The sequence below is a fragment of the Bradyrhizobium altum genome, from assembly GCF_020889705.1.
Classification (GTDB): Bacteria; Pseudomonadota; Alphaproteobacteria; order Rhizobiales; family Xanthobacteraceae; genus Bradyrhizobium; species Bradyrhizobium altum.
Window position 1 is genome coordinate 49487 of the sequence record NZ_JACMYP010000017.1, and the last position, 14300, is coordinate 63786.

At 63.6% G+C, this 14300-nt stretch carries 23 protein-coding genes; 20 read left to right on the plus strand and 3 right to left on the minus strand.

The features are described 5' to 3' along the window. The 20 genes from rpmC (at position 1) to H8B02_RS07740 (ending at position 11395) form a co-directional block, all read left to right on the plus strand. Entirely contained in the window at positions 1 to 207 is a 207-nt protein-coding gene (gene rpmC / locus H8B02_RS07645; RefSeq protein ID WP_021081654.1) for a 50S ribosomal protein L29, read from the plus strand. Positions 208 to 217: 10 nt separating this feature from the next. Further along, entirely contained in the window at positions 218 to 466 is a 249-nt protein-coding gene (gene rpsQ / locus H8B02_RS07650; RefSeq protein ID WP_092114991.1) for a 30S ribosomal protein S17, read from the plus strand. Between the two features lie 75 nt (positions 467 to 541). Next, on the plus strand, positions 542 to 910 hold the full coding sequence (gene rplN / locus H8B02_RS07655) for a 50S ribosomal protein L14 (protein WP_011473865.1): 369 nt from the start codon (positions 542 to 544) through the stop codon (positions 908 to 910). Further along, entirely contained in the window at positions 910 to 1224 is a 315-nt protein-coding gene (rplX, locus tag H8B02_RS07660) for a 50S ribosomal protein L24 (RefSeq protein ID WP_229165662.1), read from the plus strand. Before rplN ends, rplX begins: the two co-directional genes overlap by 1 nt. Next, complete coding sequence (rplE, locus tag H8B02_RS07665; protein WP_229165663.1) at positions 1217 to 1774, plus strand: 50S ribosomal protein L5; 558 nt, start codon at positions 1217 to 1219, stop codon at positions 1772 to 1774. The genes rplX and rplE overlap by 8 nt, the downstream gene beginning before the upstream one ends. A gap of 45 nt (positions 1775 to 1819) precedes the next feature. After that, entirely contained in the window at positions 1820 to 2125 is a 306-nt protein-coding gene (gene rpsN / locus H8B02_RS07670) for a 30S ribosomal protein S14 (RefSeq protein WP_229165664.1), read from the plus strand. Between the two features lie 14 nt (positions 2126 to 2139). Continuing rightward, the gene (rpsH, locus tag H8B02_RS07675; RefSeq protein WP_029081761.1) at positions 2140 to 2538 is read left to right on the plus strand and encodes a 30S ribosomal protein S8; all 399 of its coding nucleotides are present in this window, start codon (positions 2140 to 2142) and stop codon (positions 2536 to 2538) included. 14 nt (positions 2539 to 2552) lie between these two features. Then, the gene (gene rplF, locus H8B02_RS07680) at positions 2553 to 3086 is read left to right on the plus strand and encodes a 50S ribosomal protein L6 (RefSeq protein WP_092114986.1); all 534 of its coding nucleotides are present in this window, start codon (positions 2553 to 2555) and stop codon (positions 3084 to 3086) included. 11 nt (positions 3087 to 3097) lie between these two features. Further along, positions 3098 to 3457, plus strand: a complete 360-nt coding sequence (gene rplR, locus H8B02_RS07685; protein WP_029081760.1) for a 50S ribosomal protein L18 — start codon at positions 3098 to 3100, stop codon at positions 3455 to 3457. A 58-nt stretch (positions 3458 to 3515) separates the two neighbouring features. Continuing rightward, positions 3516 to 4091, plus strand: a complete 576-nt coding sequence (gene rpsE / locus H8B02_RS07690; RefSeq protein WP_028349043.1) for a 30S ribosomal protein S5 — start codon at positions 3516 to 3518, stop codon at positions 4089 to 4091. A 40-nt stretch (positions 4092 to 4131) separates the two neighbouring features. Continuing rightward, positions 4132 to 4323: a 50S ribosomal protein L30 gene (gene rpmD / locus H8B02_RS07695; protein ID WP_092114985.1), complete on the plus strand. Its 192-nt coding sequence runs from the start codon at positions 4132 to 4134 to the stop codon at positions 4321 to 4323. Positions 4324 to 4344: 21 nt separating this feature from the next. Further along, positions 4345 to 4830, plus strand: a complete 486-nt coding sequence (gene rplO / locus H8B02_RS07700) for a 50S ribosomal protein L15 (protein WP_092114984.1) — start codon at positions 4345 to 4347, stop codon at positions 4828 to 4830. A gap of 158 nt (positions 4831 to 4988) precedes the next feature. Further along, positions 4989 to 6323, plus strand: a complete 1335-nt coding sequence (gene secY / locus H8B02_RS07705; protein ID WP_021081647.1) for a preprotein translocase subunit SecY — start codon at positions 4989 to 4991, stop codon at positions 6321 to 6323. A 71-nt stretch (positions 6324 to 6394) separates the two neighbouring features. Continuing rightward, positions 6395 to 7330, plus strand: coding sequence for an adenylate kinase (locus H8B02_RS07710; RefSeq protein ID WP_376711613.1), 936 nt, complete (start codon positions 6395 to 6397; stop codon positions 7328 to 7330). Positions 7331 to 7509: 179 nt separating this feature from the next. Beyond that, on the plus strand, positions 7510 to 7878 hold the full coding sequence (gene rpsM, locus H8B02_RS07715) for a 30S ribosomal protein S13 (RefSeq protein ID WP_057019544.1): 369 nt from the start codon (positions 7510 to 7512) through the stop codon (positions 7876 to 7878). 115 nt (positions 7879 to 7993) lie between these two features. Further along, the gene (rpsK, locus tag H8B02_RS07720) at positions 7994 to 8383 is read left to right on the plus strand and encodes a 30S ribosomal protein S11 (protein ID WP_006021048.1); all 390 of its coding nucleotides are present in this window, start codon (positions 7994 to 7996) and stop codon (positions 8381 to 8383) included. 118 nt (positions 8384 to 8501) lie between these two features. Further along, positions 8502 to 9533 (plus strand): DNA-directed RNA polymerase subunit alpha, encoded by a 1032-nt coding sequence (locus H8B02_RS07725; protein WP_092114981.1) that lies wholly within the window; start codon positions 8502 to 8504, stop codon positions 9531 to 9533. 124 nt (positions 9534 to 9657) lie between these two features. Beyond that, complete coding sequence (gene rplQ, locus H8B02_RS07730; protein ID WP_207830279.1) at positions 9658 to 10074, plus strand: 50S ribosomal protein L17; 417 nt, start codon at positions 9658 to 9660, stop codon at positions 10072 to 10074. Between the two features lie 220 nt (positions 10075 to 10294). Further along, positions 10295 to 11089, plus strand: coding sequence for an SDR family NAD(P)-dependent oxidoreductase (locus H8B02_RS07735; RefSeq protein WP_229165665.1), 795 nt, complete (start codon positions 10295 to 10297; stop codon positions 11087 to 11089). 9 nt (positions 11090 to 11098) lie between these two features. Further along, positions 11099 to 11395, plus strand: coding sequence for a DUF1330 domain-containing protein (locus H8B02_RS07740; protein ID WP_229165666.1), 297 nt, complete (start codon positions 11099 to 11101; stop codon positions 11393 to 11395). Here H8B02_RS07740 and H8B02_RS07745 read toward each other — a convergent pair. The 3 genes from H8B02_RS07745 to H8B02_RS07755 all read right to left on the minus strand — a co-directional run. Continuing rightward, positions 11392 to 12519 (minus strand): Rv3169 family protein, encoded by a 1128-nt coding sequence (locus H8B02_RS07745; protein ID WP_229165667.1) that lies wholly within the window; start codon positions 12517 to 12519, stop codon positions 11392 to 11394. The genes H8B02_RS07740 and H8B02_RS07745 overlap by 4 nt on opposite strands. A gap of 69 nt (positions 12520 to 12588) precedes the next feature. Further along, the gene (locus H8B02_RS07750; RefSeq protein WP_229165668.1) at positions 12589 to 13668 is read right to left on the minus strand and encodes a phosphotransferase; all 1080 of its coding nucleotides are present in this window, start codon (positions 13666 to 13668) and stop codon (positions 12589 to 12591) included. A 145-nt stretch (positions 13669 to 13813) separates the two neighbouring features. Beyond that, positions 13814 to 14300, minus strand: a 487-nt coding sequence (locus tag H8B02_RS07755; RefSeq protein ID WP_229165669.1) for a zinc-binding dehydrogenase, incomplete at its 5' end; no start/stop codon positions are given.

Here is a 14300-nt window from a genome sequence, read left to right on the forward strand (position 1 = left end):
ATGGCCGAGATGAAAGTTGAAGACATTCGCGCGATGAGCGACGACCAGCGGGAAGACGCGGTCCTTAACCTGAAGAAGGAACGCTTCAACCTGCGTTTCCAGCGCGCCACCGGGCAGCTGGAGAACACGTCGCGGATGCGGGAAGCCCGCCGCGATATCGCTCGTATCAAGACCATCGCCGCGCAGCTGCGCGCGAAGAAGAAGTAAGGGGCCAGCTATGCCGAAACGTACTCTGCAGGGCGTGGTCGTGAGCGACAAGCAAGCCAAGACCGTGGTGGTGCGCGTCGATCGCCGCTTCACCCACCCGATCTACAAGAAGACGATCCGCCGTTCCAAGAACTACCACGCGCACGACGAGGACAATCAGTTCAAACCGGGCGACATGGTCTGGATCGAGGAATCGAAGCCGATCTCGAAGCTGAAGCGCTGGACCGTGGTCCGGGGCGAACACAAGAAAACGGCCTGATTACTTCGGCCTGGCCGAAGACATTCAGGGAAATTTTGGGCGCGCTAAAGCGCAGAAAGAGGACGAGGTGCATCAATGATTCAGATGCAGACCAACCTCGACGTGGCCGATAATTCAGGCGCACGCCGTGTCATGTGCATCAAGGTTCTTGGAGGTTCCAAGCGCCGCTATGCCACCGTGGGCGACGTTATCGTTGTGTCGATCAAGGAAGCCATTCCGCGTGGCAAGGTGAAAAAGGGCGACGTGATGAAGGCCGTCGTGGTCCGGGTCCGCAAGGACATCCGCCGCGCCGACGGTTCGGTCATCCGTTTCGACCGCAACGCCGCCGTGCTGATCAACAATCAGTCCGAGCCGGTCGGCACCCGTATCTTCGGGCCGGTGCCGCGCGAGTTGCGCGCCAAGAACCACATGAAGATCATTTCGCTTGCGCCGGAGGTGCTGTGATGGCTGCCAAGATCCGCAAGGGCGACAAGGTGATGGTGCTCACCGGCCGCGACAAGGGTCGCACCGGCGAGGTGTTCGAGGTGCGTCCGGACGAGAACAAGGCTCTCGTTCGCGGCATCAACATGGTGAAGCGTCACCAGAAGCAGAGCCAGACCCAGGAAGGCGGCATCATCTCCAAGGAGATGCCGATCCACCTGTCCAACATTGCGTATGTCGGCAAGGACGGAAAGCCGACCCGCATTGGGTTCAAGATTCAGGCCGATGGCAAGAAGGTTCGTGTTGCCAAGAGCTCGGGAGCAGAGATCGATGGCTGAGACAGCTTACACGCCGCGTCTGCGCGCGGAGTATGACAAGAAGATCCGCGGCATGATGACCGAGAAGTTCGGTTATGCCAACGTGATGCAGGTGCCGCGCCTCGACAAGGTCGTGCTCAACATGGGCGTCGGCGATTCTGTCAACGACCGCAAGAAGGCCGAGACGGCCGCTGCCGAGCTGAGCCAGATCGCCGGCCAGAAGGCGATCGTGACCTATTCGCGGATCGCGATCGCGACCTTCAAGCTGCGTGAGAACCAGCCGATCGGCTGCAAGGTCACGCTGCGCAAGACCCATATGTACGAGTTCATCGACCGCCTGGTGAACGTGGCGCTGCCCCGCGTCCGCGACTTCCGCGGCCTGAACCCGAAGAGCTTCGACGGCCGCGGCAATTATTCGCTCGGCATCAAGGAGCACATCATTTTCCCCGAGATCGACTTCGACAAGGTTTCGGAAGCGCGTGGCATGGACATCACGGTCTGCACCACCGCCAAGACCGACGACGAGGCGCGCGCCTTGTTGACCGCTTTCAATTTCCCGTTCCGGCAGTGAGTAGCTGAGCAAAGCCACTCAAACGCGGATACCCAGGAGCCAAGCATGGCAAAGAAGAGTTCGATCGAGAAGAACAACCGGCGCAAGCGGATGGCGAAGAACGCCGCCCCGCAGCGTGCGAAGCTGAAGGCGATCATCGCCGACAAGACCAAGCCGATGGAAGAGCGCTTCGCGGCGACGCTGAAGCTTGCCGAGATGCCGCGCAACTCGTCGGCGACCCGCATCCGCAACCGTTGCGAACTGACCGGGCGTCCGCGCTCGAACTATCGCAAGAACAAGCTCTCGCGCATCGCGCTGCGTGAACTCGGCTCCAAGGGCCTGGTTCCCGGGCTCGTGAAGTCGAGCTGGTAAGGAGGGTCGGAACCATGTCTACGCACGATCCGATCAGCGATCTCATCACCCGCATCCGCAACGCGCAGATGCGCTCCAAGTCCAAGGTCTCGACCCCCGGCTCGAAGATGCGCGCCAACGTGCTCGAAGTGCTGAAGTCCGAGGGTTACATCCGCGGCTACGCCAGCGTCGAGCATGCCTCGGGCCGCAGCGAGCTCGAGATCGAGCTGAAGTATTTCGACGGCGAGCCCGTCATCCGCGAGATCGAGCGGGTGTCGAAGCCGGGCCGCCGCGTTTACGCCTCGGTGAAGAACCTGCCGCGCGTGAACAACGGTCTCGGCATTTCGGTGTTGTCGACGCCGAAGGGAATCATGGCTGACCACGAGGCGCGCGACGCCAACGTGGGCGGCGAAGTTCTCTTCACGGTGTTCTGAGGAAGGATTTTACGATGTCACGTATCGGCAAAAGGCCGGTGGCGATCCCGTCGGGTGTGACGGCAAGCGTCGAGGGCCAGACGGTGAAGGTGAAGGGGCCGAAGGGCCAGCTTCAGTTCGTCGTGCATGACGACGTCGAGGTGAAGTTCGAGAACGGCCAGGTCAAGGTCGCTCCGCGCGTCAAGACCAACCGCGCGCAGGCGATGTACGGCACCGCGCGCGCGCAGGTCGCCAACCTCGTCGAGGGCGTCACCAAGGGCTTCGAGAAGAAGCTCGAGATCACCGGCGTCGGCTACCGCGCCGCGATGCAGGGCAAGAACCTGCAGCTCGCGCTCGGCTACAGCCACGACGTGGTCTACGCGATCCCGGAAGGCATCACCATCGCGGTGCCGAAGCCGACCGAGATCACGATCACCGGCAACGATCCGCAGCGCGTCGGCCAGGTCGCCGCCGAGATCCGCGCCTACCGTCCGCCGGAGCCCTACAAGGGCAAGGGCGTGAAGTACGCCAACGAATTCATCTTCCGCAAGGAAGGCAAGAAGAAGTAACGGAGCCGGTCATGTCACTCAAGGTTACGAATGCCCGGCGCAAGCAGCGCGTCCGCCTTGCGCTTCGCCGCTCGGCAGGCGGCCGTCCGCGGCTGTCGGTGTTCCGCTCGTCCAAGCACATCTACGCCCAGGTCATCGACGACCAAAAGGGCGAGACGCTCGCGTCCGCCTCGTCGCTGGAGAAGAACCTGCGCGACGCCGGCAAGACCGGCGCCGACATCGATGCGGCGAAGGCGGTCGGCAAGCTGCTGGCGGAACGCGCGGCGCAAAAGGGTGTCAAGGAAGTCGTGTTCGATCGCGGCGCCTACATCTATCACGGGCGCGTCAAGGCGCTCGCGGATGCGGCGCGCGAAGGCGGATTGAGCTTCTAAACGAATCGAACGATTACCAGGATAGAGGCGTCAGGCCTCGTAGAGATTGGAAAACACCATGGCAGGTGAACGCGAACGCGGCGGACGCGAACGGAGCAGGGATCGCGAGGAGCGCGACAGCGAGTTCGTCGACAAGCTCGTCCACATCAATCGCGTGGCGAAGGTCGTCAAGGGCGGCAAGCGCTTCGGCTTTGCGGCGCTGGTCGTGATCGGCGATCAGAAGGGCCGGGTCGGTTTCGGCCACGGCAAGGCGCGCGAAGTTCCGGAAGCGATCCGCAAGGCGACCGAATCGGCGAAGCGCAACCTGACGCGGGTCGCGCTGCGCGAAGGCCGCACGCTGCATCACGACATCGCCGGCCGTCACGGCGCCGGCCGCGTCTATCTGCGTGCCGCTCCGGCCGGTACCGGCATCATCGCCGGCGGCCCGATGCGCGCGGTGTTCGAGACGCTCGGCATCCAGGACGTGGTGGCGAAGTCGATCGGCTCGTCGAATCCCTACAACATGGTTCGCGCAACCTTCGACGCGCTGAAGCATCAGGATTCGCCGCGCTCGGTGGCAGCGCGCCGCAACATCAAGGTCTCCACCCTGCAGTCGCGCCGCGTCGGCGGTGACGCCGAAGTGGTGGCGGAATAACCCCGCGCGATTAGCCAGCGCGCTATTTGGAGTTACTGTCATGGCCCAGGCCAGCAAGACCATCAAGGTCGAGCAGATCGGCAGCGCAATCCGCCGCCATCACTCGCAGCGTTCGACGCTGATCGGCCTCAAGCTCAACAAGATCGGCCGGGTTGCCGAGCTGCAGGACACCCCTGAAGTTCGCGGCATGATCAGCAAAGTCCAGCATCTCGTCCGCGTCGTCGGCGAGTAAGCAGAGATAAGGAGAAGGGCGATGAAGCTCAGCGATATCGCCGACAACGCCGGCTCGCGCAAGAAGCGCATGCGTGTCGGCCGTGGCATCGGTTCCGGCAAGGGCAAGACCTCGGGCCGCGGCGGCAAGGGCCAGACCGCGCGTTCGGGCGTCCGCATCAAGGGTTTCGAAGGCGGCCAGATGCCGATGCATCGCCGCCTGCCGAAGCGCGGCTTCAACAACATCTTCCGGCTCGACTTCGCCGAGATCAATCTCGACCGTCTGCAGGAAGCGATCGACAGCAAGCTGGTCGATGCGAGCGCGACGGTGAACGTCGAGTCGCTGGTGAAGGCCGGCGTGCTGCGCCGCGCCAAGGACGGCCTGCGGCTGCTCGGCCGCGGCGAGATCAAGACCAAGCTGACCATCGAAGCGCACGGCGCCTCCAAGTCGGCGATTGCTGCGGTCGAGAAGGCCGGCGGCTCGGTCAAGATCCTGGCTCCCGCCAAGGACGAAGGCGAGGCGGCGTAACATCTGCGTCATTGCCCGCGGCCTGCGCGGGCAATCCGCAGATCGAATGATGGACTTATCGAGGCCGAGCACCAGATAATGTCCGGTGTCTGCCGACGGCCCGAGAGAGCGAGTTTCTTGGGGGCGTCGGCGAAGCGGGCTCCGGGAGAAAGCCGAACATGGTCTCAGCAGCCGAACAACTTGCCGCAAACCTCAATTTCGGACAGCTGGCGAAAGCTGACGAGCTGAAGAAGCGCATCTGGTTCACCCTGGGTGCGCTGCTTGTTTATCGGCTGGGCACCTACATCCCGCTGCCGGGCATCGATCCCAACATCTGGGAGCAGGTGTTCCGCAGCCAGTCCGGCGGTATCCTCGGCATGTTCAACATGTTCGCCGGCGGCGGCATCCACCGCATGGCGATCTTTGCGCTGAACATCATGCCGTACATCTCGGCATCGATCATCGTCCAGCTGCTGACCACCGTGTCGCCGCAACTTGAGGCGCTCAAGAAGGAAGGCGAGGCGGGCCGCAAGACGCTGAACCAGTACACCCGCTATCTCACGGTGATCCTGGCGCTGTTCCAGTCCTACGGCATCGCGATCGGCCTCGAAGGCGCCGGCAATGTCGTCAGCGACCCCGGCATGTTCTTCCGGATCTCGACCGCGATCACGCTGACCGGCGGCACCATGTTCCTGATGTGGCTCGGCGAGCAGATCACCTCGCGCGGCATCGGCAACGGTATCTCGCTGATCATCCTGTCAGGCATCGTCGCCGAGCTGCCGTCGGCGCTCGCCAACATGCTAGAACTCGGCCGCCAGGGCGCGATGTCGACCGGCCTGATCCTGATCGTCATCGTGATGGCAGTCGCCGTGATCGCCTTCATCGTGTTCATGGAGCGTGCGCAGCGCCGGCTGTTGATCCAGTATCCGAAGCGCCAGGTCGGCAACAAGATGTTCGAGGGCCAGTCCTCGCATCTGCCGCTCAAGCTCAACACCTCGGGCGTGATTCCGCCGATCTTCGCTTCGTCGCTGCTGCTGCTGCCGACCACGGTTGCGAACTTCAACGCCGGCAAGGGGCCAGAGTGGTTCCAGTGGCTCACCACCCAGCTCAGCCACGGCCGGCCGCTGTTCCTGCTGATGTATCTCGCGCTGATCGTGTTCTTTGCCTTCTTCTACACCGCGATCGTGTTCAACCCGACCGAGACCGCGGACAATCTGAAGAAGCATGGCGGCTTCATCCCGGGCATCCGGCCCGGGGAGCGCACCGCCGAATATATCGACTACGTGCTGTCGCGCATCACGGTGCTCGGCGCGATCTATCTCGCGATCGTCTGCCTGATTCCTGAAATTCTGATTTCCTACGCCTCGGTCCCGTTCTACTTTGGCGGCACGTCGCTCCTGATCGTCGTCAGCGTGACGATGGATACGGTGTCGCAGGTGCAGGGCTATCTGCTCGCTCATCAGTATGAAGGGTTGATCAGGAAGTCGAAGCTCAGGGGAGGCCGCCGCCGCTGATCGCGGCGCGGCTTCAAACTCAAAACACAGGTGTGCGGACGTCGCCCACCTAGCCGGGGGGCGAAACAGATATGAGATTGATCCTTTTGGGGCCGCCGGGCTCGGGCAAGGGAACCCAGGCACAGCGGCTGGTGCACCGGCATGGCATCGTTCAGCTCTCGACCGGCGAGATGCTGCGCGCTGCCGCTGCCGCAGGCACCCCGGTCGGCTTGCAGGCCAAGGAGATCATGTCCAATGGCGGCCTGGTTCCCGACGAGGTCGTGGTGGGAATCATCGCCGACCGGATCGAGGAGCCCGACGCCAAGAAGGGCTTCATTCTCGACGGCTTCCCGCGCACCGTGCCGCAGGCGGAGGCGCTCGACGAGCTGCTCCGGAAAAAGCACCTCAAGCTCGACGCCGTCGTCGAACTGCGCGTCAACGAGAGCGCGCTGCTCGCCCGCGTCGAGAAGCGTGCCGAGGAAACCCGCGCGCGCGGCGAGGAAGTGCGCCTCGACGATACGCCGGAAGTGCTGACCAAGCGCCTGGCGCAGTACCGCTCGATGACGGAACCGCTGATTCACTACTATTCGGAGCGGCGGAAGCTTCTGACGGTCGATGGCATGATGACCATCGAGCACGTCACCCGCGAGATCAACCGGATCCTGACTGCGCTCGGCGCGCTGGAACCGAAGGAGCACGAGGAGCCCAAGAGCGCCTCGAAGGCGTCCAAGACTGCCAAGAAAACGGCCAAGCAGACCGCGAAAAAGGCGACCAAGAAGGCAGCTAAATCGGCCAAAAAGGCCGCCAAACCGGCCCGGAAGGCCGCCAAGGGGGCCTCAAAGGCGGTCTCCAAGACCAAAGCTGCCAAGAAGGCTGCCAAGAAAATTGTGAAGCAGCCTGCCAAGAAGACCGTGAAGAAGGCCGCAAAGCAGGCCGCCCGTGCCGCGAATGCCCGGAAGGGGGCAAAGCCGGCAAAAAGGCTGCAAAAAAGCTCACGAAAAAGCGAGCTAAACGCCAGGAGCGGTTGACGAAACCGACATGAATCCTTTAATAAGCCCCGCATCCAAGTTGGATAGTTTTATGACGATGCCGGGCCCCGAAGGACATGAGGGGAAGGGCGTCGTGTTCGCGTTTGTGGACACAAGCCCGCAGAGCATGAACTCGAGAAGCCCGCATCCGTGATGGATCGGCGACAGGAGAGAAGTCCGTGGCCCGTATTGCCGGCGTCAACATTCCTACCAACAAGCGCGTGCTGATCGCGCTTCAGTACATCCATGGCATCGGCCAGAAGAACGCGGCCGACATCATCGAGAAGGTCAAGATCCCGCTGGACCGTCGCGTCAACCAGTTGACCGACCAGGAGGTCCTGCAGATCCGCGAAGTCATCGACCGCGACTATCTGGTCGAGGGCGACCTCCGTCGTGAGGTCGGCATCAACATCAAGCGGCTGATGGACCTCGGCTGCTATCGCGGCCTGCGTCATCGCCGTGGTCTGCCGGTGCGCGGCCAGCGCACCCACACCAATGCGCGCACGCGCAAGGGGCCGGCCAAAGCGATCGCCGGCAAGAAGAAGTAAGTTTTACGAATTGCAGGTGGGGGGTAGCGAATCGAAAATTCGCTACTCGCCATTTGCGTTTTGAGGTGTAGCCGCTGGCACTACGGCGGCGTTGAGATCACAGGAAAGGTTTGAAATGGGCAAGGAAGCCACCCGCGTACGTCGCCGCGAACGCAAGAACATCGCCTCCGGCATCGCGCACGTGAATTCGTCGTTCAACAACACGACCATCACCATCACCGACGCGCAGGGCAACACGATCGCCTGGTCGTCGGCCGGCACGATGGGCTTCAAGGGCTCGCGCAAGTCGACCCCCTATGCCGCGCAGGTCGCGGCCGAAGACGTCTCCAAGAAGGCGCAGGAACACGGCATGCGCACGCTGGAGGTTGAAGTGGCCGGCCCGGGTTCGGGCCGTGAGTCGGCGCTCCGTGCGCTGCAGGCAGCGGGCTTCACCGTCACCTCGATCCGCGACGTGACCACGATCCCGCACAATGGCTGCCGTCCGCGCAAGCGTCGGCGCGTTTGATCTGTAAATCGCGGGCGGCTTCTAGCCGCCCTGCGATCGATTTTGGAATTGACCGCGCGGACTGTTCCGCGATCTCCAACGCCAGGTTCGGCCATTCGACGGGCCCGACGACTGGCCCATGGGTGAACAAGTGACGATCCAGAAAAATTGGCAAGAACTTATTCGACCGAACAAGCTGCAGGTGACGCCGGGCTCGGACGCGAGCCGGTTCGCCACCGTGGTCGCCGAGCCGCTTGAGCGCGGCTTCGGCCAGACGCTCGGCAACGCGCTGCGCCGCATCCTGCTGTCCTCGCTGCAGGGCGCGGCGGTGCAGTCGGTGCATATCGACGGCGTGCTGCACGAGTTCTCCTCGATCGCCGGTGTCCGTGAAGACGTCACCGACATCGTCCTCAACATCAAGGACATCTCGATCAAGATGCAGGGCGAAGGCCCGAAGCGCATGGTCGTGAAGAAGCAGGGCCCGGGCGCCGTCACCGCCGGCGACATCCAGACCGTCGGCGACGTCACCGTGCTCAATCCCGACCTGCAGCTCTGCACGCTGGACGATGGCGCCGAGATCCGCATGGAGTTCACGGTCGCGACCGGCAAGGGCTATGTCGCCGCCGAGCGCAATCGTCCCGAGGATGCGCCGATCGGCCTGATCCCGGTCGACAGCCTGTTCTCGCCGGTCCGCAAGGTTTCCTACAAGGTCGAGAACACCCGTGAGGGCCAGATCCTCGACTACGACAAGCTGACCATGACGATCGAGACCAACGGCGCGATCACGCCGGAGGACGCGGTGGCCTATGCTGCACGCATCCTGCAGGATCAGCTCAACGTGTTCGTCAACTTCGAAGAGCCGCGCAAGGAAGTCACGCAGGAGATCATCCCCGATCTCGCTTTCAACCCGGCGTTCCTCAAGAAGGTCGACGAGCTCGAGCTGTCGGTGCGTTCGGCAAACTGCCTGAAGAACGACAACATCGTCTATATCGGCGACCTCGTGCAGAAGTCGGAAGCGGAAATGCTCCGCACCCCGAACTTCGGCCGCAAGTCGCTGAACGAGATCAAGGAAGTGCTGGCCCAGATGGGTCTGCACCTCGGCATGGAAGTGCCGGGCTGGCCGCCGGAGAACATCGACGAGCTCGCCAAGCGCTTCGAGGATCACTACTGATCCGTTTTTCACCGTCGTGGCCGGAGAATCTCCGGCCACGATTTTTTAATGGGCGAACGCAGGATGCCCACCTGCAAAACTTGTCGCTGAACCACCGCGGCAGAATTGAAGAAGGAAGAAGTCAATGCGTCACGGCAAGGTTCATCGGAAGCTCAACCGCACCGCCGAGCATCGGCGTGCGATGTTCGCCAACATGGCGGCCGCGCTGATCAAGCACGAGCAGATCGTCACCACGCTGCCGAAGGCCAAGGAGCTGCGGCCGATCGTCGAGAAGCTCGTCACCCTCGGCAAGAAGGGCGGCCTCGCCCTGCGCCGCCAGGCGATCTCTGAGCTGCGCGACCTCGACCAGGTCAGGAAGCTGTTCGACACGCTGGCGACCCGTTACAAGGACCGCCAGGGCGGCTACACCCGCATCATCAAGGCCGGCTTCCGCTACGGCGACAACGCGGCGATGGCCGTGATCGAGTTCGTCGACCGCGACGTCGATGCCAAGGGCCAGGACTCCGGTCCGGCCCAGGACAAGGAAGCCGAGGCGGCGTAAGCCGCTCTCGCCGAGGCGGCTAGACCGCTCTCGAGCCACGGTTTTCGAAAACGGCGCCTTCGGGCGCCGTTTTTTGTTGGCGGCCGCGCTCCATCCCCGTCGTCGTCCTGGCTTTCGCCAAGACGACGGCGTCATTGGCTTCCTCACGCGTCGGTGAGATGCAATTGCGGTGCATGATGCCGCGCCCGATATCTCGGTCAGCATCAATGGAGATGAAGCCATGAGAATCGACCTTTCCGGAAAGACTGCGCTGGTGACCGGCTCGACCGCGGGCATCGGCAACGCCATTGCGAGGGGGCTGGCCGAGACCGGCGCCGAGGTCGTCATCAACGGCCGCAGCCAGGCCAAGGTCGATGCAGCGGTTGCCGCGATCGAGAAGGCGGTGCCGGGCGCCAAGGTCCGCGGCATCGCGGCCGACGTCTCGACATCGGCCGGTTGCAAGGCGCTGCTCGCGGCGCTGCCCGAGGTCGACATCCTCGTCAACAATGCCGGCATCTTCGAGCCGAAGCCGTTCTTCGACATTCCCGACGAGGACTGGAGCCGCTTCTTCGAGGTCAACGTGATGTCGGGCGTGCGGCTGTCGCGCGGCTACATGCAGGGCATGCTGAAGCGCAACTGGGGCCGCATCGTCTTCATCTCCTCGGAATCCGGCCTCAACATCCCGACCGAGATGATCCACTACGGCACGACCAAGACCGCGCAGCTTGCGATCGCGCGCGGGCTCGCGCAGCTGACCCGCGGCACCGCCGTAACCGTCAACTCCGTGCTGCCCGGGCCGACGATGTCCGAGGGCGTCGAGACCTTTGTCAAGGATCTCGCCCAGCAGAACGGCCAGTCGGTCGAGGAGGCGGCCTCCAACTTCGTCAAGCAGCACCGGCCGACCTCGCTGTTGCAACGCTTTGCCAGCACCGAGGAGATCGCCAACCTTGTCGTCTATGTCTGCTCCAAGCAGGCCTCCGCGACCAATGGCGCCGCGCTGCGCGCCGAGGGCGGCATCGTCAACACCATCGCCTGAGGTTCGGCCATGTCAGCCTATGTGATCTCAGAGGTCGACGTGAAGGATGCCGCGGGCTTCGAGGCCTATCGCACGATCGCCGCCAAGGCCATCGCGCAATTTGGCGGGCGCTATCTGGTGCGCGGCGGTGCTGCGGAGGCGGTCGAAGGCGGGCCGCCGCCGAAGAACATCATCGTCGTCGAATTCCCGTCGATGACGCGGCTGCGCGAGTGGTACGCATCGCCGGAGTATGCCGAGGCGCTCAGGCATCGGCGGACCGCGCTGGACCGCCGGCTGATCTTCGTCGAAGGCGTGCCGCCGAGCTAAGCTTTGGCGCCGTCGAGAAACTCGCTGAAGCCCGAGGGACGATAGGGGCCGAAGCATATCTGCTCCAGCACGCCGATACCCGTCCGGTCGCCCTGGCGGGCGCGCACCACCTGTTGCACGTGCACGTTCTCGCGGGCCAGCGGATCGAGCGTGACGGGATCGAACGACTCGCCGCCGATCTCGAGCTCGCCCTTCCACATGCCCTGGCCCCATTGCGGATGACCGTAGCCGAGGCCCTTCATCTGGAATTTCAGGATCGGGTCGAGTGCGATGGTCGAGGTGTGACCGTCGATGTCGACCAGGTCGATTTCGGCCGACTGCGCAAGGCGGGTGTTCGGCACGTATTTGACACGGTGCCGCGCGGTCGCCATGCGGCGGTCGAGCCCATCGACGACCCCGGGGATCTCGGCCTCGCTTCGGTAGAGCGGCGCGGTGATGCCCTCGCGGACCAGCGCCTCGCCATGCGTCCCGTCGAAGAAGATGGCGTGCGAGATGTGGTCGTCCCAGACCAACGGGGCCCACAGGAAGAACACGCTCGGCGGCGGCATCGGCGCGCCGCCGACATCGCGCTCGCCGACATTGCGAACGCCCCAGGAGCGATCCTTGGTGCCGTAGCAGGTGTGATCGTCGACCTTGATCTCGCCGTCGGGGTGACGCACGACGCCGCTCCAGCGGCCGAACTGGTCGAACCGGGTCGAGTCCATCGCGCGGCGGTCGCCGGACCAAAGCGTCTGCCGTGCTTCCTGGATCGCGGCCGTGCGCGCGGAGAAGGTCAGGTCGCAGGCGAGGCCCGTTGCATTGTCGTCGAGCACGACCCGGGTCCGCAGCATCGGCTCGATGACCTCCAGCCTGAAGGGGCCGACCTGCATCTCGGTGCGCTCGATTGGCGCCCGCCGCGACCCGTAGAAGCAATGCTGCCGTCCGCCACGCTCCACGACGCTGAAGGCGCAGTCGAGGATCTTGCGGTGCGGGTAGATCGCGATGCCGATGCCGAAATAATACGCGCCGTCGGCGGTGTAGCCATTGAACCAGGTTCGATCATAGACATTCCGGTCGCTGGTCAAGGGAACCGCGATCGGCTCCGGCGTCTGGTGGATGGGGAAATCGTCCAGTTTGTTGAGCACGCCGATCCCTTTCGATGTCTTGACGCGGTCTCTTCACGCGAACCGCTATCCACTTCGCTCGAAAACGCTTCAGTCCTCCCAGTATGAAAAACTGTTGTGATCGAGTGCTTGCGCGCAGGCGCCACGGGTCATTTTCAGGAACAGTGCGTCGCCGCGCTCGGAGCGCTGGACGCTGAGCGCGGAGACGACGCCCATCATGATGCCATGCAGCGTGTAGCGTCGGTAATCCCGCCAGCAATCATCCCAGCCATAATCCCGCACGCCGCGCCGGATCAGCTCGGAATGATAGAACCGCACCAGGTCGGCTTCATGAAGCCGCCGTTCGGATGGTTCGATGCCGGCCGACAGGAAATAGGCGACGTCGACGATGCCTGGCCCCACCGTCAGTGTCTGCCAATCCAGCGTCGCCATCGGACGGGTGTTGGCGCGCACCTCGAACAGCATGTTGTCGAGCCGGAAGTCCGCGTGCTGCAGCGTTCGGGGCGCTGATCGATCGGACTGATAGCGCGGTATCGCGTCCGGAAGCCGGTCGATCAGACCAAGGAATTCCGGCTCGATCACGCCGTGATATCGCTCCTTGTAGTGACCGATGATGGCGGGCAGCACCGCGCGAAGATCCCTGCGCCGGCTTGCAGCGACCACGAAGCATTGCACCGCGTCGAGCGTCGGGTCGTTCCATCGCGGCGCATGCAACGCGGCGGCCTCGGCCATCGCCGTCAGGCAGTCCGCGATCGCGCATCCGGCGAGCTGGTCGCCCGGGCGTGCGGGCGCCAGGTCTTCCAGGATTAGCGTGAAGTCGTCGGTCGCAGGATCGATTTCGGCGAGGATCGGCCGCGGGGTGTGAATGTCGACGGTGGCCGCCAGCTCGCGATAGAACGCGACCTCGCGGACGTAAAGCGTGTGCGCGGAACCGGAGCGGCGGCTGTCGGGATCTGCGGCCGGGAATTTGCCGACCACGCTTAAGGGCGCGTTCGGCCCATCGCCGTCATAGGTCAGATGAAATCGATAGCTGTCGCCGACGAGGCCATTGCCGACCGGCTTGCAGACGAGTTCGACGACCTTCACCTGGTCGATCATACCGGCTGCGCGCAGCGCCCGCGTCATCCACTCAGGATCGATCCGCGACGGATCGGCCGTGAGCAAACTCATCGGTTTCCTCCCATCCCCGTGGTCGTCACCACCGTTCCAGCCGCGTCGTGCACGGCTGGATTGAGGACGGGGTGATCGTTGCGCAAATCATACAGGCGATGCTGTGGCTTTGGCAAAAGCCACGCGCCGGCCTGTGGGGATATCTTTACCAGCCCTCCAGCACGATCTTGCCGCGCGACTTGCCGCTTTCCAGCAAAGCATGGGCGCGCTTGAGGTTGGCGGCGTTGATGGTGCCAAAAGTCTGGTCGAGCGTGGTGCGCAGCACGCCCTTGTCGATCAGGTCGGCGACATCGTTGAGCAGATGATGCTGCGCGATCATATCAGGTGTCTGGAACGAGGAGCGCGTGAACATCGATTCCCAGTGCACCGACACCGCCTTGCCCTTGAACGCGGCGACGTTGAATTCGGCGGGATCGTCGATCAGGCCGAACTTGCCCTGCGGCGCGATGAAGTCGGCGATCGACTTGTAGTGCTGGTCGGTGAAGGTGAGGCTGGCGACGAGGCCGACCGGCGGCAGCCTCAAGCTCTCGATCTGCTCCTTCATCGGCTGCGAGTGGTCGATCACCGCATGCGCGCCGAGATCGCGGCACCACTTCTGAGACTCCGGCCGCGTCGCGGTCGCAACCACCGTG